The organism is Pseudomonas sp. MEJ108, from assembly GCF_030208985.1.
In the GTDB taxonomy this organism is placed as follows: Bacteria; Pseudomonadota; Gammaproteobacteria; order Pseudomonadales; family Pseudomonadaceae; genus Aquipseudomonas; species Aquipseudomonas fragariae.
Map to the genome: position 1 here is coordinate 88,651 of NZ_JARVSW010000048.1, position 20,426 is coordinate 109,076.

20 protein-coding genes and 1 pseudogene are annotated in these 20,426 nt (G+C 58.3%); 4 read left to right on the forward strand and 17 right to left on the reverse strand.

All coding sequences use genetic code 11. From position 1 onward, the window contains the following. The first annotated feature begins 11 nt into the window (after positions 1-11). Both QRN50_RS25755 and ospF read left to right on the forward strand, forming a co-directional pair. Positions 12-1,289, forward strand: coding sequence for a cellulase family glycosylhydrolase (locus QRN50_RS25755; RefSeq protein WP_410003786.1), 1,278 nt, complete (start codon positions 12-14; stop codon positions 1,287-1,289). A 164-nt stretch (positions 1,290-1,453) separates the two neighbouring features. After that, a pseudogene (gene ospF / locus QRN50_RS19990) lies at positions 1,454-2,256 on the forward strand (type III secretion system effector phosphothreonine lyase). 94 nt (positions 2,257-2,350) lie between these two features. Here ospF and QRN50_RS19995 read toward each other — a convergent pair. The 12 genes from QRN50_RS19995 to QRN50_RS20050 all read right to left on the reverse strand — a co-directional run bounded on the left by QRN50_RS19995 (position 2,351) and on the right by QRN50_RS20050 (position 14,293). After that, positions 2,351-3,427 (reverse strand): protein-glutamate methylesterase/protein-glutamine glutaminase, encoded by a 1,077-nt coding sequence (locus QRN50_RS19995; RefSeq protein WP_032654594.1) that lies wholly within the window; start codon positions 3,425-3,427, stop codon positions 2,351-2,353. Next, the gene (gene cheD, locus QRN50_RS20000) at positions 3,390-3,923 is read right to left on the reverse strand and encodes a chemoreceptor glutamine deamidase CheD (RefSeq protein WP_003403301.1); all 534 of its coding nucleotides are present in this window, start codon (positions 3,921-3,923) and stop codon (positions 3,390-3,392) included. Before cheD ends, QRN50_RS19995 begins: the two co-directional genes overlap by 38 nt. Beyond that, on the reverse strand, positions 3,920-4,729 hold the full coding sequence (locus QRN50_RS20005) for a CheR family methyltransferase (RefSeq protein WP_003403300.1): 810 nt from the start codon (positions 4,727-4,729) through the stop codon (positions 3,920-3,922). The genes cheD and QRN50_RS20005 overlap by 4 nt, the downstream gene beginning before the upstream one ends. Before the next feature lie 9 nt (positions 4,730-4,738). Beyond that, a complete protein-coding gene (locus QRN50_RS20010) occupies positions 4,739-5,278 on the reverse strand; it encodes a chemotaxis protein CheW (RefSeq protein ID WP_003403299.1) in 540 nt (179 codons plus the stop codon). Between the two features lie 36 nt (positions 5,279-5,314). Beyond that, positions 5,315-6,970, reverse strand: a complete 1,656-nt coding sequence (locus tag QRN50_RS20015) for a methyl-accepting chemotaxis protein (RefSeq protein WP_032654591.1) — start codon at positions 6,968-6,970, stop codon at positions 5,315-5,317. 30 nt (positions 6,971-7,000) lie between these two features. Next, positions 7,001-9,112, reverse strand: a complete 2,112-nt coding sequence (locus QRN50_RS20020) for a chemotaxis protein CheA (protein ID WP_024651669.1) — start codon at positions 9,110-9,112, stop codon at positions 7,001-7,003. Between the two features lie 46 nt (positions 9,113-9,158). Next, positions 9,159-9,449: an STAS domain-containing protein gene (locus tag QRN50_RS20025; RefSeq protein ID WP_003403294.1), complete on the reverse strand. Its 291-nt coding sequence runs from the start codon at positions 9,447-9,449 to the stop codon at positions 9,159-9,161. A 23-nt stretch (positions 9,450-9,472) separates the two neighbouring features. Next, the gene (locus QRN50_RS20030; RefSeq protein ID WP_002553206.1) at positions 9,473-9,841 is read right to left on the reverse strand and encodes a response regulator; all 369 of its coding nucleotides are present in this window, start codon (positions 9,839-9,841) and stop codon (positions 9,473-9,475) included. Positions 9,842-9,850: 9 nt separating this feature from the next. Next, positions 9,851-11,068, reverse strand: a complete 1,218-nt coding sequence (locus tag QRN50_RS20035) for a methyl-accepting chemotaxis protein (RefSeq protein WP_080269144.1) — start codon at positions 11,066-11,068, stop codon at positions 9,851-9,853. A gap of 550 nt (positions 11,069-11,618) precedes the next feature. Then, entirely contained in the window at positions 11,619-12,917 is a 1,299-nt protein-coding gene (locus tag QRN50_RS20040; RefSeq protein WP_003392712.1) for an NAD(P)/FAD-dependent oxidoreductase, read from the reverse strand. A 216-nt stretch (positions 12,918-13,133) separates the two neighbouring features. Continuing rightward, positions 13,134-13,667, reverse strand: coding sequence for an MOSC domain-containing protein (locus QRN50_RS20045; RefSeq protein ID WP_003406554.1), 534 nt, complete (start codon positions 13,665-13,667; stop codon positions 13,134-13,136). Beyond that, positions 13,664-14,293: a DUF1780 domain-containing protein gene (locus QRN50_RS20050; RefSeq protein ID WP_024660291.1), complete on the reverse strand. Its 630-nt coding sequence runs from the start codon at positions 14,291-14,293 to the stop codon at positions 13,664-13,666. The genes QRN50_RS20045 and QRN50_RS20050 overlap by 4 nt, the downstream gene beginning before the upstream one ends. 126 nt (positions 14,294-14,419) lie before the next feature. On the opposite strand from QRN50_RS20050, the gene QRN50_RS20055 reads away from it, so the two are divergent. Continuing rightward, positions 14,420-14,881 carry a hypothetical protein gene (locus tag QRN50_RS20055; RefSeq protein WP_024652509.1) on the forward strand — a complete coding sequence of 154 codons (462 nt, stop codon included), beginning with the start codon at positions 14,420-14,422 and terminating at the stop codon, positions 14,879-14,881. Between the two features lie 126 nt (positions 14,882-15,007). On the opposite strand, the gene yacG is transcribed toward QRN50_RS20055, so the two are convergent. Genes yacG through pilB form a run of 5 tightly spaced genes read right to left on the reverse strand, consistent with a single transcriptional unit; the run spans position 15,008 to position 19,622 of the window. Then, positions 15,008-15,217: a DNA gyrase inhibitor YacG gene (yacG, locus tag QRN50_RS20060; RefSeq protein ID WP_002552020.1), complete on the reverse strand. Its 210-nt coding sequence runs from the start codon at positions 15,215-15,217 to the stop codon at positions 15,008-15,010. Continuing rightward, on the reverse strand, positions 15,214-15,837 hold the full coding sequence (coaE, locus tag QRN50_RS20065; RefSeq protein ID WP_011266633.1) for a dephospho-CoA kinase: 624 nt from the start codon (positions 15,835-15,837) through the stop codon (positions 15,214-15,216). Before coaE ends, yacG begins: the two co-directional genes overlap by 4 nt. Beyond that, on the reverse strand, positions 15,834-16,706 hold the full coding sequence (locus QRN50_RS20070) for a prepilin peptidase (protein WP_096127209.1): 873 nt from the start codon (positions 16,704-16,706) through the stop codon (positions 15,834-15,836). The genes coaE and QRN50_RS20070 overlap by 4 nt, the downstream gene beginning before the upstream one ends. Position 16,707: 1 nt before the next feature. After that, complete coding sequence (locus QRN50_RS20075; RefSeq protein WP_096127208.1) at positions 16,708-17,925, reverse strand: type II secretion system F family protein; 1,218 nt, start codon at positions 17,923-17,925, stop codon at positions 16,708-16,710. A 2-nt stretch (positions 17,926-17,927) separates the two neighbouring features. Further along, on the reverse strand, positions 17,928-19,622 hold the full coding sequence (gene pilB / locus QRN50_RS20080) for a type IV-A pilus assembly ATPase PilB (RefSeq protein ID WP_096127207.1): 1,695 nt from the start codon (positions 19,620-19,622) through the stop codon (positions 17,928-17,930). A gap of 225 nt (positions 19,623-19,847) precedes the next feature. Between pilB and QRN50_RS20085 the strand changes: the two genes are divergently transcribed. Beyond that, complete coding sequence (locus QRN50_RS20085; protein ID WP_096127206.1) at positions 19,848-20,252, forward strand: pilin; 405 nt, start codon at positions 19,848-19,850, stop codon at positions 20,250-20,252. Positions 20,253-20,426: the final 174 nt, after the last annotated feature.

The following is a 20,426-nucleotide window of genomic DNA, read 5'->3' on the forward strand; positions in this document are numbered from 1 at the left end:
ATGAAATGAGTATGAATACCTCTGTAAGCAACAACAGCCCGGGGTGGTCGCCTGTCTCGTCGGGCAACCTGGCTCCGAGTCCGGACTATTCAGGTAAATCGTCGAGCAATGCCGTGCACTTTCTTCCTCCGGAAAGTACCCAGCGCTCGCCGAACACGGTGAGTTGGGGGAATGGCGCGCCGACAACCGCCACCGCCGGGAATGGACAAGCAGGAGGGGGCGATCAAAGTGACTTGATCGAGGCGTTGACGACGCTGATTCAGGCGCTGCTGAAACGCTTGCTCGGTGATTCTTCCGCAAGTAACTCTTCTGCAAATAAACCTTCCGAGAACCCGTCCCCTGCTTCGTCCGGGCCAGGTCGGGCTTCTGCTTCTCCCGGCGGTGCTGCCAGTTCGACGCCAGACTCAGGATTGTCTGAGCAGTCAAATCAAGCCCAACCGTTCAATAACACTGGCTTGGGTTCTCATGGCGGCGCGAATACGGTTCCTGACCGGATTGCGTCTCCTGAGGCGGCGCAAAAAATGGTCGAAGACGTGAAAAATGCCGGAGGGGGAACACTTCGCATCCAGATGACCCATGACCAGATCAATGACCCGGCGCAAATGGCCAAACTCAAGGCGATGGTCGATGCCGGCGACAAACAAGGGGTCAAGATTCAGTTTACGTTTCGTGACAACGCCAATGGCGGCGGTGGCAATGTCTTGTCCGGCGACAAGCTCCAACAAGCCGCCGACGATGTCAAAAACGTGGTTTCTGCCCTTGGAAACCATCCGAGTTTTGTACTCGATACGTTCAATGAGGGCGGCAAGAGTGCCACTCAGGGTTGGGCCGATATGCAGAGCACGTTGATCAAGTCAGCCCGCGACGCTGGTTACAAAGGCGACATCGTGGTGGAGGACAGCAATTGGGGTGGTGGTCTGACGGCCGGCGGGGAAAGCGGGCTGGTCAAATACGCTGATCAGCTGAAAGCCGCCAATGGCAGCAACAACCCTGGCCTGATCGGCAGCATCCATGAGTACGCCAGCGGCGCCGATGCCTCTTCGCGTTTGTCATCGGAGATCAAGGCGCTTACGAGCGCGGGCTTCAAGCCGCAAATCGGTGAAGTCGGTAACGCCAACTGGACCGGGGGCGGTAACTTCGAGCAGCGCGACGGCGCCAACCAGGCCGTGAAAGACAACATGGGCGCCCTGAAAGCGGCCGGGGCCGATGTGCTGCCATGGATGGACCAGTTCGAGAACGGCAAGATCAAACACGATGTCGGGTTCTCGAAAGGCGATCAGTTTTCCTGATCCTGCTTCATGGAACCTGTTTTACCTGTCGACCGCTCAGCGGGCAGCTATCTGCGAGGTCGTCAACGACCAGTGCAGAGCGGCGAGTTGAAGAGGTTGCGCAGATGCCGCGCTATCTGCGCAACCCCCTTTTTCATGACCGATAAGTAGCAGGTATAAAAGCTATGCCTATCAACAGACCCGCCTTCAATTTAAAACTCAATACGGCAATTGCCCAGCGGACTTGAAGAAGGATGCAGGTGCGCAATTGCGCCGTTTGAATCAGAGCGAAGTGCGTGCCAATACACCGACACGTTTCGCCGTTAACCATCGTGCCCCCACTTATGACGTCGCACAAAGCGCGTTGGGTGAAAATCACGGTGGCTGGACTGCCGCCAATCATTTCAAGATGACGGAGTCTGAGGTCTTCATCCATATGGATCGCCTGGAGCCGAACTGCAAGGGGGAGTTTGCCGGAGACAAGATCCACCTCAGCGTTGCACCTGAGGATGTACCGCATGCATTCAATGCGATAGGCAAAATACTGCAGGCGAGCGACAGTCCGGTTGACTCGTGGAAAGTGACTGACATGAAATGCCTGCAAGCAGAGATGCTGGCGGCAAAGCAGCGCGTGGCGCTGGGCGCTCAGTTCACGATCTACGCCAAGCCCGACCGTGCAGACAACACCTACAGCCCAGAGTACATGGGCAAAATGAGGGGGATGATCAGCAGTATCGAACAGGAGTTGAGCTCCGCCGGTGTAAGGCAGAGCAGCCATCGCCCGGACTCCGATGTCTCCCCGGGGCACTGGAGCTATGCGTCTTATCGCAATGAGCATAAAAGCAACAGATCAGGGACTTCCAATCAGCACAGGAACCTGGAGGCCGAGCCTTTTTTCCAGTTGGTCTCATTCTCTGATGGGGCTTCAGGGTCATCGAGGTCCAGCGCTGACCATCAGGCCTTGCTGCCGCCGCCGTGGGCCCGGTAAGGCTGTTTTTCTGAGCATTGCCGTGCGACCGGGGTTTGTGTCGTGAAACGTGGGTGTCGAAAGAAACGCTGGCTGCACGGCGACAGCTTCGGGTTCACCGGTGCAGGATCACCTGATGAATCTCCTGCAGCGGAATGATCCGCTGCGCCGCGTTCAGTTTGATCGCTTCCTTGGGCATGCCGAACACCACGCAGCTGGCCTCGTCCTGAGCCACTGTCGCGCTGCCGGCGTCGAGCATTTCCTTGAGCCCGCGTGCGCCGTCGTCGCCCATGCCGGTCATGATGATGCCGGTGGCGTTCTTGCCGGCGAATTTGGCCACCGAACGGAACAGCACGTCCACCGAAGGACGATGGCGGTTGACCAGCGGCCCGTCGATGACCTGGACGTGATAATAGGCGCCGCTGCGCGTGACCATCATGTGTTTACCGCCGGGGGCGATCAGCGCGAGGCCGGGAAGGATGCGGTCGTTGTTTCTGGCCTCGCGCACCTCGATCTGACTCAGGCTGTTCAGGCGTTCGGCGAACGATGCGGTGAATTTCTCCGGCATGTGCTGGACGATGACCATGCCGGGACAGACGCGGGGCAGGGCCGTCAGCACCGCTTCGAGTGCCTGTGTACCGCCTGTCGAGGTGCCGATGGCGACGATGCGTTCAGTGGTCTGCGCCATGGCATGGCCGCTGGCAGCCGGCAAAATGGCATCGGCGGTCAGTTTGCTGGCCGGGTTCAGCACCGGTGCTGCAGTGCGCTTGCCGAGGTTTCTGACGTTGGAGTTGGCTGCTGCGCGTACTGCTGCAACCAGCTCGGCAGCCGAATCGATGAGGAAGTTCTTCAGCCCGGTGGTGGGCTTGGTGATGATTTCCACCGCCCCGGCAGACAGCGCCTGCAATGAGGTTTCGGCGCCTTTCTGGGTCAGCGACGAGCAGATCACCACCGGCGTCGGCCGCTCGCTCATGATCTTCTTGAGAAAGGTGATGCCGTCCATGCGCGGCATCTCCACGTCCAGCACAATGACGTCCGGCCATTCCTGAGCGAGCTTGCTCATGGCAAATATCGGGTCTGACGCCGCGCCCATCACATGAATATCGGGGGTGTCGTTGAGAATGGCCACCAGTACCTGACGAACTACAGCCGAATCATCGACCAGCAGTACGCTGATTTTTTTGTTTGGCATCTTTTTCCATTGCTTCCATTGGTTGGTGCCTGACCCATACGTTTCCGTCCCACAGGTCGAAGATGATGCTGCGATGGCCGGTGCTGCCCAGGTCCTGAGCCATCAGTTTCAGGCGGTTCTGTTCGGCCAGCGCAAGCGCCGCATGAACGTTGCTGTCAGCGACGTTGCGCATGTGCGGGTCATGGCGATGAGCAGGAAACATTTCGCCGCCGCCAAACAGCTTGACCTGATATTCCTCCGGCAGCGTGCCATTGGCCAGTGCATGACGAATGAGTATTTCCATCGCTTCGTCAGCGTACCTGCCGTCCAGTGGCTGATGCCGGCGTATGCGCCCGGGCAGCATGAAGTGGCACATGCCGCCAATACGCCGCCACGGGTGCCAGAAGGTAATCGCCACGCATGAACCCAGCAACGTGCGCAGGCGAGTCGGCCGGGTCTGAAAGACCACTTCGCCAGGCCCCAGCACTATTTCGGCTACACCGACAGGCGTGTTCATGGTTTGCGGTAAATCGAAGGGGAGACCATTTTCAACATGTCATTCACACCGTTCAGGCTTTCCGAGTGGCTGATGATGAAATAGCCTCCTGGCTTGAGACGGGGGATCAACCGCGCCACCACTTTGCTTTTGGTTTCCTGATCGAAATAAATCATCACGTTGCGCAGGAAAATGACGTCGAACTCGCCCAGATCCGGCAGGGTGTCATTGAGATTGACCTGCACGAAACTGACCCGGCTGCGCAACGACTTGTCGATCAGGAAGGTCCCTTCTTGGCGACCTGTGCCTTTCAGACAATATTTGAACAGCAAAGGTTGCGGCAACGTCTCGGTGCGTTCCATAGGGTAGTGACCGCTGCGCGCCTTGCTCAGCACGCGGGTGCTGATGTCCGAGCCGACCACTTCCCAAGGCGTGGTGCCCAGTTGCTCGGCCAGAGTCATGGCCAGGCTATAGGGCTCTTCGCCAGACGAACTGGCGGCGCTCCAGATCCGGAATACCTTACCGGGTGTGACCTTGGTCAGCACCTGCTGACGCAGAAAATCGAAGTGCTTGGGTTCGCGGAAGAAATACGTTTCATTGGTGGTCAGCAGGTCCAGCGCCACTTGCAGCTCGCCGTTGCGCTGATCGTTCATGATTAGCTTGAAATACTCGCCATAGCTGTCCAGCTCGTAATGCTTGAGACGCTTGAACAGGCGGCCGGCAACCAGCGCTTTCTTGGCCAGCGTCAGTTTGATGCCCGCAGCGTTGTACAGCCAGTTCTGGAACTGGCCGAATTCGCGATCGGTGAGCGACGCTGTATCAGGCATGTGCAGACCTCACGTCGCGTCGACGTCGGGCGGCAGCGACTGGCCTGCTTCGGCAAGGCTGGACATTTCATCGATGGACAACACGCGGTCGACCTCGAGAACGATCACGAACTTGCCGTCGACCTTGGCCATGCCGCTGATGAAGTCGGCGCGAATTCGCGCACCGAAGTTCGGCGGCGGCTCGATCTGCGACGCCGGAATCTCCAGCACCGCCGAGACATTGTCGACCAGCAGGCCGATGTCCTGCGGCTGGCCGTCCTCACTGTTGGCCTCGATGATGATCACGCACGAGCGCCGGGTGATGGCCGAGTTCTGTCGCCCGAAGCGCGCCGACAGATCAACCACAGGCACCACAGCGCCGCGCAGATTGATCACCCCGCGCACGAAGGCGGGCATCATCGGCACCACCGTCAGGCTGCCGTACTCGATGATTTCCTTGATGCCCAGAATGCCGATGGCGAACATCTCGCCACCGAGCATGAAAGTCAGGTACTGCGCCTCTTCTTCGACCGTCGCTGCGGTCTGCCGAGTCGTGACCAATGAGCCCATGTCGTTCTCCCCTGGAGTCTCTATCGAAGCCGGCAATCAGAAACGGGTAAATTCCGATTCGTCCGGGGCGCCCGCCATGCTTTGCGCAAATGCCTTGCGCGGAGCCTGTTGCGGTGGCCGCGGAGGCTGACGGTTCGGGCTGTTGCGGCTGTCGAAAGTAGCGCTCTGTGCGACGGCCCTTGGCGATGCGTCGAGGGTGAAGAAACTCATGGCCTGTTGCAGTTGTTCGGCCTGGCTGCTCATTTCTTCAGCCGTAGCTGCCAGTTCTTCGCTGCTCGATGCGTTTTGCTGGGTGACCTGGTTGAGCTGGGTCATGGCGGTGTTGATCTGCGCTACACCGGCTGCCTGCTCTTCCGACGCTGCACTGATTTCCTGCACAAGGTCGGAGGTTTTGTTGATCGAGGGCACCATTTCGTCCAGCAGCTTGCCGGCCTTCTCGGCCATTTCCACGCTGCTCGACGACAGCTCGCCGATTTCCTGCGCGGCCACCTGGCTGCGCTCGGCCAGCTTGCGCACCTCGGCGGCCACTACCGCGAAACCCTTGCCATGTTCGCCGGCGCGCGCGGCTTCGATGGCGGCGTTGAGGGCGAGCAGGTTGGTCTGGTAAGCGATGTCGTCGATGATGCTGATGCGCTGGGCGATTTTCTTCATCGCCACGACGGTCTGCTGCACCGATTCGCCGCCATCGGTGGCTTCCTTGGCGGCCTTGCTGGCCATGCCATCGGTGACTTTGGCGTTCTCGGTGTTCTGGTTGATGCTGGCGCTCATCTGCTCGACCGATGCGCTGGTCTCTTCGACGCTGGCGGCCTGCTCGCTGGTGGCCTGGCTCATCGACTGTGCAGTGGCGCTGACTTCTTCCGAAGCGCTGGCCAGGTTGTCGGCGGCATTACGCACATCGCCGATGATGTGCGACAGCTTGCCGACCATGTTGCGCATGGCGTTGAGCACCATGCCAGTCTCGTCCCTGGAACCGTGGCCGATGTGGGCGTTGAGATTGCCCTCTGCCAGTTGCTCGGCGGCCGTTGCGGCCTCCTTCAGCGGGCGGGAAATGATCCGGGCGATGAACAGCGCCAGACCCAGGCCGATCATCAAGGCTGCAATCAGTACCACGATGATCGAGATACGGGAGGTTTCGTACAGGCTGGTGCCTTTGTTGCCAGCGATAGTCGCGCCAGCTTCATTCAGCTCGACCATTTTTTGCAGCTGAGTGGTCACTTCATCGAAATGCGTCTTGGATTCGCCCTTGAGCAATGCCCGCGCCTGAGCCTCCAGGTTTTGGCGTGACTGATCGAACAGGTCGTTGCTGACCTTCAGGTAGGCGGCCCATGACGCGCTCACGCTATTGAACAACTGACGATCGTCATCACTGGAAATCAACTTGTCGTAAATGGCCAGGCGGGTTTCGAACTGTTTGCGAGAGTCCGCTGCTTCCAGCTCCATCTGCGCCTTTTCCTGGGCGGTGTCGGCTGCAATATGGCGGTTTTCCTTCAGGCGGTAATTGGCGGCGAAGAAGCGCATGCCCGCGGCCGCACGCATTGACGGCATCCAGTTTTCCTTGATGTCCTGAGCGGCCTGGTTGACCTGGCCGAGCTGGATGATGGCAAAGACTCCCATGGCCGCGGTCAACGCCAGAACCACCAGAAACGAGGTAATCAGCTTGGTGGAAATCTTCAGATCGTAGAACCATTTCATTGAAGTAACTCCTTGGGAATTGCGAATCCGTCAGCGAGAAGTGGGCAGCAGGAATTGAGGCGCCTGGGTCGAGCGGGCCTCCATGTGTACGATCTGGTTGAGCAGGGCGGGGATGTCGAGAATCAACGCCACCGCGCCACTGCCCAGGATCGTCGAGCCGCTGATGCCGCGCAGCGCGCCGAACAGCTTGCCCAGAGGTTTGATAACGGTTTGGAACTCGCCCAGCAGGTCATCGACCACCAGCCCGGCCTTGTGCTCGGCGTAACGCACCACCACCACGTTCTGGCGCCTGGCGGCCGGGCCTTCATGATTGAAGTGGTCGCGCAGGTAGACCAGCGGCAGCACTTCGCCACGCAGGTCAAGGTAGCCGCTGTCGCGGGTCAACTGCCGGTTGTGTTCGTCCAGCTCGATGCATTCCTGCACCATGTCCAGCGGGATCACGTAAGTCGACTGATCGATACCAACCAGAAAACCGTTGATGATCGCCAGCGTCAGCGGCAAGCGGATGCGCACGATGGTGCCCTGACCGGGCTGACTGTCCAGATCCACCGTGCCGCGCAGCAAGGTAATGTTGCGCTTGACCACGTCCATGCCGACACCACGCCCCGAAAGGTTGGTGACGGCCTCGGCAGTGGAAAAGCCGGGCTCGAAAATCAGGTTGTAGATTTCCTGATCGGTGAGGCTTGCGCCGGCCGCCACCAGTCCGCGTTGCTGGGCCTTGTCGAGGATGCGCTCGCGGTTGAGTCCGGCCCCGTCGTCGGCGATTTCAATGACGATGCTGCCCGAGTCGTGGTACGCATTGAGGCTCAAATGACCTTTGGCCGGCTTGCCCGCCGCGCGACGTGCTTCGGCGCTCTCGATGCCGTGGTCCATGGAGTTACGCAGCAGGTGCATGAGCGGGTCGCCGATCTTCTCGACGACGGTCTTGTCCAGTTCGGTCTCCGCGCCATTGATAATCAGGTCGATGTCCTTGCCCAGTTCCTGACTGACATCGCGCACCACTCGGCGGAAGCGATTGAAGGTGTCGCCGATCGGGATCATGCGCAGGTGCAGCGCGCCATCCAGAATCTGCTCGACCAGCCCCGATACGGTGGAACTGGCTTCCTGAAGCGGGTCGTTGTCGCACGACTTGGCCAGCAGGCTGGCGCCGGCGCTGGCAATGACCAGCTCGCCGACCAGATTGATCAGCTCGTCGAGCTTGTCGGCGTTGACGCGTACATAGCGGCCATCCTTGTTTTTCTGCTCGCTGCCCGAAGAAGGGCGCTCTACAGCGGTTGCCGTTGCCGTTGCGGGCGTACGTGGCACTGCGCGCTGATCGCCCAGCAGTTCGCCGCTGGCCACCACAGGGCTGTGCTCGGGCTGCGAGACCAGCTCGGTACCGGTAGGCCCGACGTGGTCTGGCGTCTCGTTCACCGGGGTGATTTCCACGGCGCAGTCTTCACGCACGAAATCGAAGACTTCGTTGATCGCGGCGTGACCGGCAGCCGAGCGGAAATCTATTTCGAAACCCAGGTGGCAGGATTCCGGGTCCCACGCCTCAACTGTTGGAATACTGTCAGTCAGCGTCGTGACCTGGACCATCTGCCCCAAGGTATTGAGGTAGCGCAGGAACGACAGCGGGTCCATGCCGTTGCGAAACACATCCACGCCAAACCGCAGCGAGATATGCCAGAGCACGTCGGCTGACTGTTCATCATCGCTGACGACCGACGCGCTCGCGCTGTCAGCGGCCCCGGCGCTGGCCGGTGCCTGGAAGACCTGCAACGCCTGACGCAGCGCTGCCTCGCGCTCCAGTGCAGGTTGCTGCAGCTGCTCGCCACGGCTGGCGACCACGTCGATCAATTCGAGCATGTGATCGCCGGATTTGAGCAGCACGGCGATCAGCTCGGCGTTCACCGAAACACTGCCTTCACGCAGGCGATCCAGTACGTCCTCGACGATGTGAGTAAAACTGACGATAGGCGTCAGCCCGAACAGTCCGGCCGAGCCTTTGATGGTGTGCGCTGCGCGGAAAACCGCGCCGATCGCGTCCAGGTCGCCGGGCTCGCTTTCGAGTTGCAGGAGGGATTCCTCCATGGCCTGCAAAAGCTCTCGCGCTTCAACGATGAACGTCTGCTGTGCCTGATCGAGATTAATACTCACGATGACTTCCTTGATCGATCACTGGGCAGTACTGCAAATGGACGCGCTACAGCACCACACCCGGATTACATAACTCGAAGGTTTCGCTGACTGCCTTGCTTTGCCCGGTCAGGTGCAGCGAAGTCCCGGTCTTGCCGGCTTCACGCTGGATCACTGCCAGCAGTTGCAGGCCGGCGCCGTCCATCTCGGTGACCTGTGAAAGGTCAACTTCCAGGCGTGCCGCAGCGCCGATCTGTGGCAATAGCCTGGCGGCCAGTTCGGTCACGGTGTAGATCGTCAACTCGCCGTCTATCTGCACGCGTGCAGTGTCGTTGGCGCTCTCGTCTGGCGTGGGCATGCTGGCCTCCAGGGGCCTGGGTCTCAGGGCAGGATGAGCTTGGAAACCGCTGCGAGCATTTGTGCCGGCTGAAACGGTTTGACGACCCACGCCTTGGCGCCTGCGGCCTGACCTTCGGCCTTTTTCGATTCTTGGGATTCGGTGGTCAGCATGATGATGGGCGTGAACTTGTAGCTGGCCAGCTTCTTCACTTCCTTGACGAAAGTGATGCCGTCCATGTTCGGCATGTTCACGTCGCTGATGATCAGGTGCACTTTCTGCCCGGTGAGCTTGCCCAGTGCATCCTTCCCGTCACAGGCTTCGATAACGTCGTATCCGGCACTCTTCAGCGCGATACCGACGACTTGCCGGACGCTGCTTGAATCGTCGACCACCAATACACTCTTAGCCATGATTTACTCCTAGAAAAACGTGATTTCCTGCGAATCCTGCTGTGCTGCCGATTCACCTCGGTGAGTGCGACGTTGCTCGTCGGTCGCGTAGGTAGACTCCATGCGCGCCAGCCATTGCCGGGCGTCGATGGCGACGGCCTCGTCGGGGGACTGGCTAGCCTGCAGAAGGTGCGCGTGCAGCGAGTCGATGTTGTCGCGTACGTGGGCGAGAATCTGGCTGACCCGGTCCTGAAACTGCAGGTTCACCAGGACCTCGGTCATTTCGTCGCGAATCCCGTAGCTCTCCTGCTTGAGCAGGTCGGCGGACTCGGCCAGGCGTCCGGTGATGCTCTGAAAGCGCTCCAGTACGTTCTGAATGCTTTGTTCGGAAGCGGCCACCGAATGGCTGTCCTGATCGGCACCGCTCGATGCGGCCTGCACCAGCTGGGTGATGGCGTTGTTGATGATGTCGACCTTGGCGGACATCTGCTGACCGGTCTCGCTGGACTTGCTCGACAGGCTGCGCACCGCATCGGCCACCACGGCAAAGCCGCGGCCCGCCTCACCGGCACGCGCCGCCTCGATGGCCGCGTTGAGGGCCAGCAGGTTGGTCTGTGCGGCAATCGCTGCAACGTCGGCGGCCATGGTGCGCAATTCGCCGGTATAGGCGGTCAGGCTGCGCACCTGGGAGAGCGTCTGGTCGCGGCTGGCCTGAGTGGATTTGAGCGAGTCGATTACCCGGCTTAGTTCGCTGTCGCTTTGCGACAACACTTTCAGCGCACCATCGGCATTCTGGCCGTCCAGCTCACCGGCGGCGTGTTGCGACGCTTGTACGGTTTCCTGCAGGCGCTCGGAAATGCCCATGAAACGCGTGCTCAATTCGACAATCGCGGTTTCGGTCTGCTGGCGCGAGCTTTCGACCTGCTTGGCCCAGATCGGCATGGCACCGAGGAGGATTTCATTGAACTGGGCGTTGGACGCCATGGCGCTGCTTTGAGCGCTATGCGCCTGGTGGTGATCCAGCGCCTGAGCCACGGCGCGGCGCACTTGGGTCTGTTGGGAGCGGGCGGCCAAGGCACAGGCGCCGAGACCAATCGCCAGCAGTGCAGCACACGCCACCAGATTGGCCGTACCCGTGCCGAACTGCGTGAGAATCCAGGCAATGGCGGGTATGACGGGAATGAGTGAGAACCAGATGAAACGCGGATGATTTTCTGCAGGAGCACTACTGTATTGATTCGACATCATGGGTTCGATCCCTGAACAGTGCAGCGTTGTACACGACTCAATGGTTATCTGCGCGCCGCAGACAAACTTGATACCAGTACGAGAGCCTTCCGTCCGGTCGCTTGGCGCACAACCCGATCCTGTTAAAAATAGCGGGTATTCGGGGCATCGCAAGTCGGCGCAGCGAACGCGTTGGCAGAACAGCCGGATTCACTAGGGAGAGGACGCAGAGCGTCCGGAAAGGCATGCGACGCAGAGCGCCGCACGATAGTGAGATGATCGTTCCGCACGCTCCAGCGTGGGAATACGGTTCACGACGCTCCGCGTCGCAAGAGGACGCAGAGCGTCCGGAATGGCATACGACGCAGAGCGCCGCACGATAGTGGGGTGATCGTTCCTCACGCTCCAGCGTGGGAATGCAGTTCACGACGCTCTGCGTCGTCAAGAGGAGGCGGAGCGTCCGGAATGGCATGCGACGCAGAGCGCCGCACGATAGTCGAGATGATCGTTCCTCACGCTACGGAGCATGGGCACGATAGTGTTTTCCCGTACGCCTCTCGTCTGGTGTGGCTTAGTGCAGCTTCATCCGCGGCTCGGTGCCTTTACCGATCTTGCTGCCCAGCATCAGCATCAGGGTACGGAAGGTGCCGTACAGCGCCATCTGGTGCATGCGGTACAGCGACACGTAGAACATCCGCGCCAGCCAGCCTTCAAGCATCACGCTGCCCATCAGGTTACCCATCAGATTGCCGACGGCCGAGAAGCTCGACAGCGAGATCAGCGAGCCGTAGTCCTTGTAGGTGTACTCCGGCAATGTCTTGCCTTCAATCCGCAAGCGTAGCGATTTGACCAGCAAGGATGCCTGCTGGTGGGCGGCCTGAGCGCGCGGCGGGACGTTGCGGTCGGTGCCTTTTTGCGGGCAGGCCGCGCAGTCACCGAAGGCGAAGATATTTTCGTCACGAGTGGTTTGCAGCGTCGGCAGCACTTGCAACTGATTGATCCGGTTGCTTTCCAGACCATCCAGTTCATGCAGGAAGGCCGGGGCACGAATACCTGCCGCCCAGACCTTCAGGCTGGCCGGGATGACCTGCCCGGTAGCGGTGATCAAGCCATCAGCCGTCACTTCACTGACTGCCGCATTGGTCAGCACCGTCACACCGAGTTTTTCCAGCGTCTTGTGCACCGGCGCGCCGATGCGCTCGGGCAGCGCTGGCAACACTCGTGGCCCGGCTTCGATCACCGTGATGCGCAGGTTTTCCGGCTTGATCTGACCCAGCCCGTAAGCCGCCAGCTCATGCGCCGCGTTGTGCAGCTCTGCCGCCAGCTCGACACCGGTTGCACCGGCACCCACGATGGCCACGGTAATTTCCTGCGCGCTGTCGGCCTGACCGGCGTGGGCGCGCAGGTAGTGGTTGAGCAGTTGCTGGTGAAAGCGCTCGGCCTGCTTGCGGCTGTCGAGAAACAGGCAATGTTCTGCCGCGCCCTTGGTGCCGAAGTCGTTGGTGGTGCTGCCCACGGCGATGACCAGTGAGTCGTAACCCAGGCTGCGTGCCGGAACCAGTTCTGCGCCGTTTTCATCCAGCGTCTCGGCCAGATGAATCTGGCGGCTGGCGCGGTCCAGGCCGGTCATGCGCCCGAGCTGAAACTGAAAGTTGTTCCACTTGGCCTGAGCCACGTAGTTCAGCTCGTCCTCATACGAGTTGAGCGAACCGGCAGCCACTTCGTGCAACAGCGGTTTCCAGATATGCGTCAGGTTGGCATCAACCAGCGTGACACTGGCCGTGCCTTTCTTGCCCAGGGTCTTGCCCAGACTGGTAGCCAGCTCCAGACCGCCAGCGCCTCCGCCAACGATAACAATACGATGCGTCATAAGGATTACTCGGAAGGTTTAAGGAATTCGGGGGGAGCTCGATCTTCGCGAGCGCAAGGCAGCTCATAGCGTCAGAAGGCTCAATAAAGGGTTCATCACCACACTGCCCGGGTCAGGAGCGGCCTGCGCTCGACTGGATACCGGTGTGCCTGAAGGTACTCTTCGACACACCTTTGCGGTTCCGGGTTCAGGTGTCTGCTCAATTTATCCGTTGTCTCAGGCGTGCTGTCGGGCGGGGGGCCAGGGATCGGTGATTTCCAGCGGCTCGACCTGCAGCGTATCGTCCAGGCGGATGATTCCGCTTTGTAACACTCGCGCAGTGATTCCACCATGCCCGCGCACCGCCTGGAACGTCCCGTGACCAAGGCGCTGCTCAAGTCGCGCACAAGGCTGACACCAGCCGGTGGTTTCGAAAATCGCCTGACCGATCCGGAAACGTCGATTCTTCAGGCTGAACAGGTTGATGCCGCTGATCACCAGATTGCGCCGCAAATCCTGCGGCACGATAGGGTTATCCGCCGCGCGGTTCAGCAACGAGCCAACCACCGCCAGATGCTCCCACTGAATCAACGTCACCTGCCGTGCATTGCGCGGGCCGGGCCGCGAGTGATCGCCGGTCAGACCTGCTTCACGACGTGCTTCCACGGCATCCAGCTCGATCATTTCGACCCGCGATTGCGGACGCACGCCGATCCAGCGCACGCGACCTCGTTGCGGCACATCGGCCAGCAGTTCCTGCAAGGGGCTCATAAACTGATTCCAACATCGAAAACGACACTGCGTCCCAGATTGGTACGCAGAAAATCCGGAGCGCCGGGATGCGCGAACAATACCCGAGCGAAGGTCGGCCCCACCAGCGACAACGAGCGCCAGCCTTGGCGCAGGTACTCGGTCGGTGGTGGAAAGTGACTGTTGAGGTCCAGCACCTCACGCTTGAGGCTAGCGAAGGCGATGATATCCAGCCCGCCCAGATCAATGCCGCGTTCGCGATAGTTGGTGGATTTCTTGCGCAGGGTAGGAGCGAGTCGGTGCAGCAGTTCAGAGGCCGGAATCCGCTTGGGCTTGGCCTCCCGACGTACCAGTTGGCTCAACGAGAACGCGCTTCGTCGTCGCGCCAACTCCTCGCGCCACTCGTCATTAAGACGCCGCCCCTCATCCAGCACGAAAAACACCTCGAAGCGCCCGTCACGAAACAGCACATCCGGCGGCTCCTGACTGGCAGGCATGAAGTCCTCATTACGATGCGCAATGTTCAGCCCCTGCAACAGGCGCTGACAAACCCAGCGCTCACGCTCCCACTTCCGCGCATTGGACAGAAAGGCGTTGGCTTGTTCGGCCTGGATCGTCAACAGGCGCAGGTAGTCTGAGTCATCCATAGGGCCAAGCTTAGCGTTCAAGTTGCCATGACTGGAAGAGTGAATGCAGGGGTGTAGACTGGCAATTCATTTTTTGATCGCGTGCGATAAATGTCCGCAGGCGCTGCTTTTATCGAGGATCGACCTGTGAAGCTCCTGCCCATCCTGCTGCTGGCCTTGCTGCCCCTCACCGCCAATGCGCTGCAAGTCGGCGAGCGCCTGTCCTCCTGGACACTGCTCGATCAATACGATCAACCCTACACCCTGAACAACCAGACGCAAACCCTGCTGGTCGCACGCAGCATGGACGCCGCCAAGTTGGTGAATGCCGCCCTTCAGGACAAGCCAAAAGGCTTTCTGGAATCACGCCATACGGTGTTTGTCGCTGACATCCAGAAAATGCCAACCATCATCGCCAAGATGTTCGCCATCCCCAAAATGCGTGACTACAGCTATCGCGTGATGCTTGATCGAGAGGCGCGCATCGTGCCGCAGTACGCAGGCGATGACGATAAAGTGCTGTGGTTACAGTTGCGCGACGGGCAGCTGGTCAGCCAGCAGCAGTTTGGCAGTGCTGATGCGTTGAGGGCTGCGTTGGACCGTAAATGATCGCGAGACATGAGCGTCGTGGGAGCGAGCTTGCTCGCGAAAGGGCCATCACAGGCGTCCTGAGATGCGGCTGAAAGATAGCCCTCGTAGTTGCGTATAAGCGAGTTGCTTCACATCGACCTGTTATCAATGCCCCCTGTGCGGAGCCTCCAGATCACCCGAGAACAACTCGTCCTCAGCATCCGGGCTAACCGGAATTGCATGCTCTTCAGAAGCCCAGGCTCCCAGGTCGATCAGTTTGCAGCGCTCGGAGCAGAACGGGCGGCTCGGACTGGCTGCGCTCCATTCCACCGGGGCGTCGCAGGTTGGGCATTGAACGGTCATTGGTTGGCTCATGATTGGCCTCCACGCAAAGTAAGGTAAAAGTGGTGCAGCCGCTCGACTTCGCTGCTGAGCCAAGCGTGATCGCGGTCGTTGACCAGCACATCATTGGCATGACGCAGGCGGTCTTCACGCTGGATCTGCACCTTGAGAATGGCTTCGACCTGCTCCTGGCTGGAGCTGTCGCGCAGCATGGTGCGTTCTATCTGCAGGTGCGCCGGAGCATCGATCACCAGCAGCCGCTGAACCATGCGGTATTGCCCGGACTCGACCAGCAGTGGCGAGACCAAAATGGCATACGGCGATTTGGCCTTGGCCAGATGGCTGACGATTTCCTGATTGATCAGCGGATGCAGCAGCGCTTCCAGCCAGCGTCGCTGCTCGGGGGTTTCGAAAATCAGCTTGCGCAGCGCGCCACGGTCCAGCTCGCCGCTGGTCTGCAGCACGCCTTTACCGAAGTGCGCCGCTATCTGCTCCAGCGCCGGGCGCCCGGGCTCGACTACCCAGCGGGCGGCATGGTCGGCATCCACAGTGTCGATGCCAAGGTCGCTAAAGCACTTCGCCGCTGCACTTTTACCGCTACCGATGCCGCCAGTCAGGCCAAGAATCCAGGGTTTTTCATCAGGGTGAGTCATCTGAAACCGGCAAACTGCATGTAAGAGTCGGTTATTTGACCACCCCAGAGCAAAGCGATCCACCCCGCAATGGCCAGATAAGGACCAAAGGGGATCGGCGTACCGCTTTCGACCCTGCGCACACGCATCATGATCACCCCGAGCACCGCGCCCACCAGCGACGATAACAGGATGGTCAGCGGCAAAATCTGCCAGCCGCCCCACGCGCCCAGCATGGCCAGCAACTTGAAGTCTCCATAACCCATGCCTTCCTTGCCGGTCACCAGTTTGAACAGCCAGAACACCGACCACAGCGCCAGATAGCCGGCCACTGCACCCCACAGCGCATCGTTCAGCGAGGTGAACAGCCCGAAGGCGTTGACGATCAGGCCCAGCCACAGCAGTGGCAGCACCAGAGAATCAGGTAACAACTGGTGATCAGCATCGATCAGACTCATCGCCAGCAGCCCCCAGCTCAGTACCAGCATCGCCGCCGCCTGCCAGCCAAAGCCGAAATGCCAGGCCACATAGGCCGACAACACTGCGCAGGTCAGCTCGACCAGCGGGTAGCGTTTGCTGATCGGCGCTTTGCACTGCGAGCATTTGCCGCGCAGCAGCAGATAACTGATCACCGGCAGGTTCTCCCACGGGCGGATTTTGTGTGCGCATTGCGGGCAGCAGGAACGGGGGCGGTTCAGGTTGAAGACGGGTTGATCGGGTTCGGCGGGCAGGCCGAGCAGTTCACGGGATTGGGCTTTCCAGTCGCGCTCCATCATTATTGGGAGGCGGTAAACGACCACGTTGAGGAAGCTTCCGATGATCAGGCCGAGAATGCAGCAGGTGGTGACGAAGGCCAGGGGGGAGCTGGCCAGGAGGTCGAGGAGGGGCATGTCAGACGACGTTTCCGAGTTGGAAGATAGGTAGATACATCGCAATGACCAGCCCGCCAACTATCACGCCCAAAAAGGCCATGATCATCGGTTCCATAAGGCTGGTCAGATTGTCGACCATGTTATCGACTTCGTCCTCGTAATAGGTAGCTACCTTGTCGAGCATGGTGTCCAGGGCGCCGGATTCTTCGCCAATAGCGGTCATCTGTATCGCCAGGCTCGGAAATACTCCTGTTGAACGCATCGAAAAATTCAGTTGCATGCCTGTGGAGACGTCCTGTTTTACCTTAATAACTGCATTTTTAAATACTACATTGCCAGTCGCTCCGGCGACTGAGTCCAAAGCCTCCACAAGCGGGACGCCAGCGGCAAACGTTGTTGCAAGCGTGCGCGCGTAGCGTGCTACCGAAGATTTGAAAATTAACGGCCCAATGATGGGCACTTTTAGAAGAAAGCGATCGAGGCTATCACGAAAATTTTGAGACTGTTTATACACTCGTTTGAACATAAAGAAACTAACTAATAACAGGCCGACAATAGCTAGCCACCATTTCTGTACGATGTCTGACAGGCCAATCACCATCAGTGTAAATGCAGGTAATTGAGCACCAAAGCTAGCGAAGACTGTCTGAAACTGTGGCACTACCTTAATGAGCAAAATACCAGACACGATAATTGCGACGATCAACACAGCAATAGGGTATGTCATAGCTTTTTTAATTTTGGCTTTTAGCTTTTCGGTCTTTTCCTTGTAGCTAGCGACGCGGTCCAGAAGGCTTTCAAGTGCCCCCGCTTGCTCGCCGGCATCTACCAGATTGCAAAATAAGTCATCGAAATATTCCGGTTTCTGTCGCAATGCCGTCGCGAAGCTGTTACCTGCCGACACTTCCTGCTTGAGCGAGCTTACAAGTGTACGCATGTTCGGGTTTTCAGCGCCCTCGCTGATGATGTCAAACGACTGCAGCAGTGGCACGCCAGCCTTCATCATCGTTGCCATCTGTCGAGAAAAAAAAGCGATGTCCAGTGGCTTGATTTTTTTGCCTTTGCCGAAGATCGATGCAGACTTCTTACGCACCTTGGTAGGATTGATGCCTTGCTTGCGTAACTGGGCCTTTACGAGCGCTAGATTATGGCCGCTCAGTTCGCCACTGGTTTTAGTGCCTTTCTTGTCCACACCTTCCCACGTGTAAACGATGACTTTGACTGCCTTGCTGGCCATGCTTAATCCTTGGTCACGCGGTTGACTTCTTCAAGGCTGGTGATGCCCTGCATGGCTTTTGACAGGCCCGAGGTTCGCAGGTCATTGAAGCCGTCCTTGCGCATCTGCCTGGAAATCTCAAGTGAGTTACCTTCTTCCATGATAATGCGCTCCAGCTCCGCTGTTTTCTTGACCACCTCATAAATGCCGACTCGGCCTCTATAACCACCATTGCAATGCTCGCAGCCCATCGGCCCATAGATCTTGAACGTGCCGATCTTCGCCTCCGGAAAGCCTTCTTTAATCAATGTCTCGCGAGGAATATCGAGTTCTTTCTTGCAGTGGCTACACAGCTTGCGCGCCAGTCGCTGCGCAATAATCAGGTTTATTGCGGTGGCAATGTTGAACGCTGCAACGCCCATATGATGCAGTCGAGTCAATGTTTCTGCTGCGCTGTTGGTGTGCAGCGTTGAGAGCACCATGTGGCCGGTTTGCGACGCCTTAATAGCAATTTCGGCGGTTTCCAGGTCGCGAATCTCGCCGACCATGATTACGTCGGGATCTTGACGCAGGAACGCGCGCAATGCCTGAGAAAAGTCCAGCCCTTGGCGCGGGTTGACGTTGACCTGATTGATACCTTCCAGGTTGATCTCTACCGGGTCTTCGGCTGTGGATATGTTGATGTCCACGGTATTGAGAATATTCAGGCCCGTATACAGCGAAACTGTCTTGCCGGAACCCGTGGGGCCGGTTACAAGAATCATGCCCTGCGGCTGTTTCAACGCCTCCAGATACAAAGCCTTTTGTTCTGGCTCATAGCCCAGCGCATCGATACCCATCTGCGCGCTGGTCGGGTCGAGGATCCGCATCACGATCTTTTCGCCCCACAGTGTGGGCAAGGTATTCATACGAAAATCGATGGCCTTTGTTTTCGACACCCGCAACTTGACCCTTCCGTCCTGCGGTTTGCGTCGTTCCGAAATATCGAGGCTGGCCATGACCTTCAGACGCGCAGCAATACGGTTTGCCAAATGGATCGGCGGTCTGGCGACTTCGTGCAGGATGCCATCGGTACGCAAACGTACGCGGAAGATCTTTTCGTAGGGCTCAAAGTGCAAGTCGGATGATCCTAATCGGATGGCATCCATAAGCATTTTGTTGACGAAACGTACCACTGGAGCGTCATCCGCGTCGTTCTGCGCAGCGAGCGAGGTCTCCTTGCCATCCGCGGGCTCGATATCCAGGCCCAGATCGACATCTTCCAGATTGCCCAGCCCGCTGTCGCTGTCAAAAAACCGGTCTATCGCAACAGTCAGCTTGTCATCTTCAACCAGAATCGCTTCAGTGTTCAGGCCTGTGCTGAACTGGATATCAGTCACCGCCTGATGATTCGTAGGGTCGGAAATCCCGATAAATAGCTTATTACCGCGTCGCCACAGCGGCAGAGCGTGATGCTGTCGAACCAGCTTTTCACTCACCAGGCCTTTAGGCAGGCTTTCCTTGTCCAAGCTGGCGAGGTCCATGAACGGCACGCCGAACTGATCGGAGGCCAATTCTGCCAGCGTCAGGCTTTTGACCAGTTTGTGCTGAACCAGATAGCTCACCAACGAAATTTTGTCGCGGCGCGCCTGTTGATACGCTTGCTGCGCAACAGATTCAGTAAGTAGCTCGGCGAGGACCAGTTGTTTGGCCAAGCCAGTGAGGACAGCATCAGTCATAAAACCACCAGACACGGACAATGGGTGGGTTATAGCGCAGTCGGGCGATGCTGCCAAATGGCAGTGAGGAATGTGACGAAAATTGTCAGTTTCTGCGGATTTCAGGGCGCAAATTGCTGCTGATAGACTGCGTCGGCAATGTTGGGGGCAGAAAATGGATTTTGGCACGACCTATGCTTTCACGCTCCCAAGGCACCACCTAATTGACGCCTCGGAGAAGTAGATATGAACGTACAAAAAGGCTTTACGCTGATCGAATTGATGATCGTTGTTGCGATCGTTGGCATATTGGCTGCGGTAGCTATTCCGCAATATAACTCATACACCCTTAAGGCTAAGTACTCTGAGGTCGTGTCTTTAGCTAATACTTACCAAACTGCTGTGGCATCCTGTGTTCAAGAGCTTGGGACTAGAACAGGATGTGACCTAAAGACAAACAGTATTCCTGACACACAAGCTACTACACATGTTGCTAGTGTTGCAGTTAAGGACGGTGTGGTTACTGTAACTCCTACAGCGACGACTATTGCTACTGCTACTTATGTTGTCACTCCTGTAGTTGGTGCTGGTGCGCTAACTTGGACTCAGAGCGGTGGGTGCCTCACTTCCTCTCCAATCCTTTGTAAATAATCAGAGTCTTGCTGTCATAGCCAATATTTTTGAATATTGGCTATTTTATTTCTAATATTTAAGTGGTGCTTGGCGGGGTTGCTATTTTTATAGGGGTCGAACTAGAATAACGGATGAATGCTGGAAGTGTCGGCATTAAAAAACGCATGTGCGTATACGATTGTGGGTCATCTT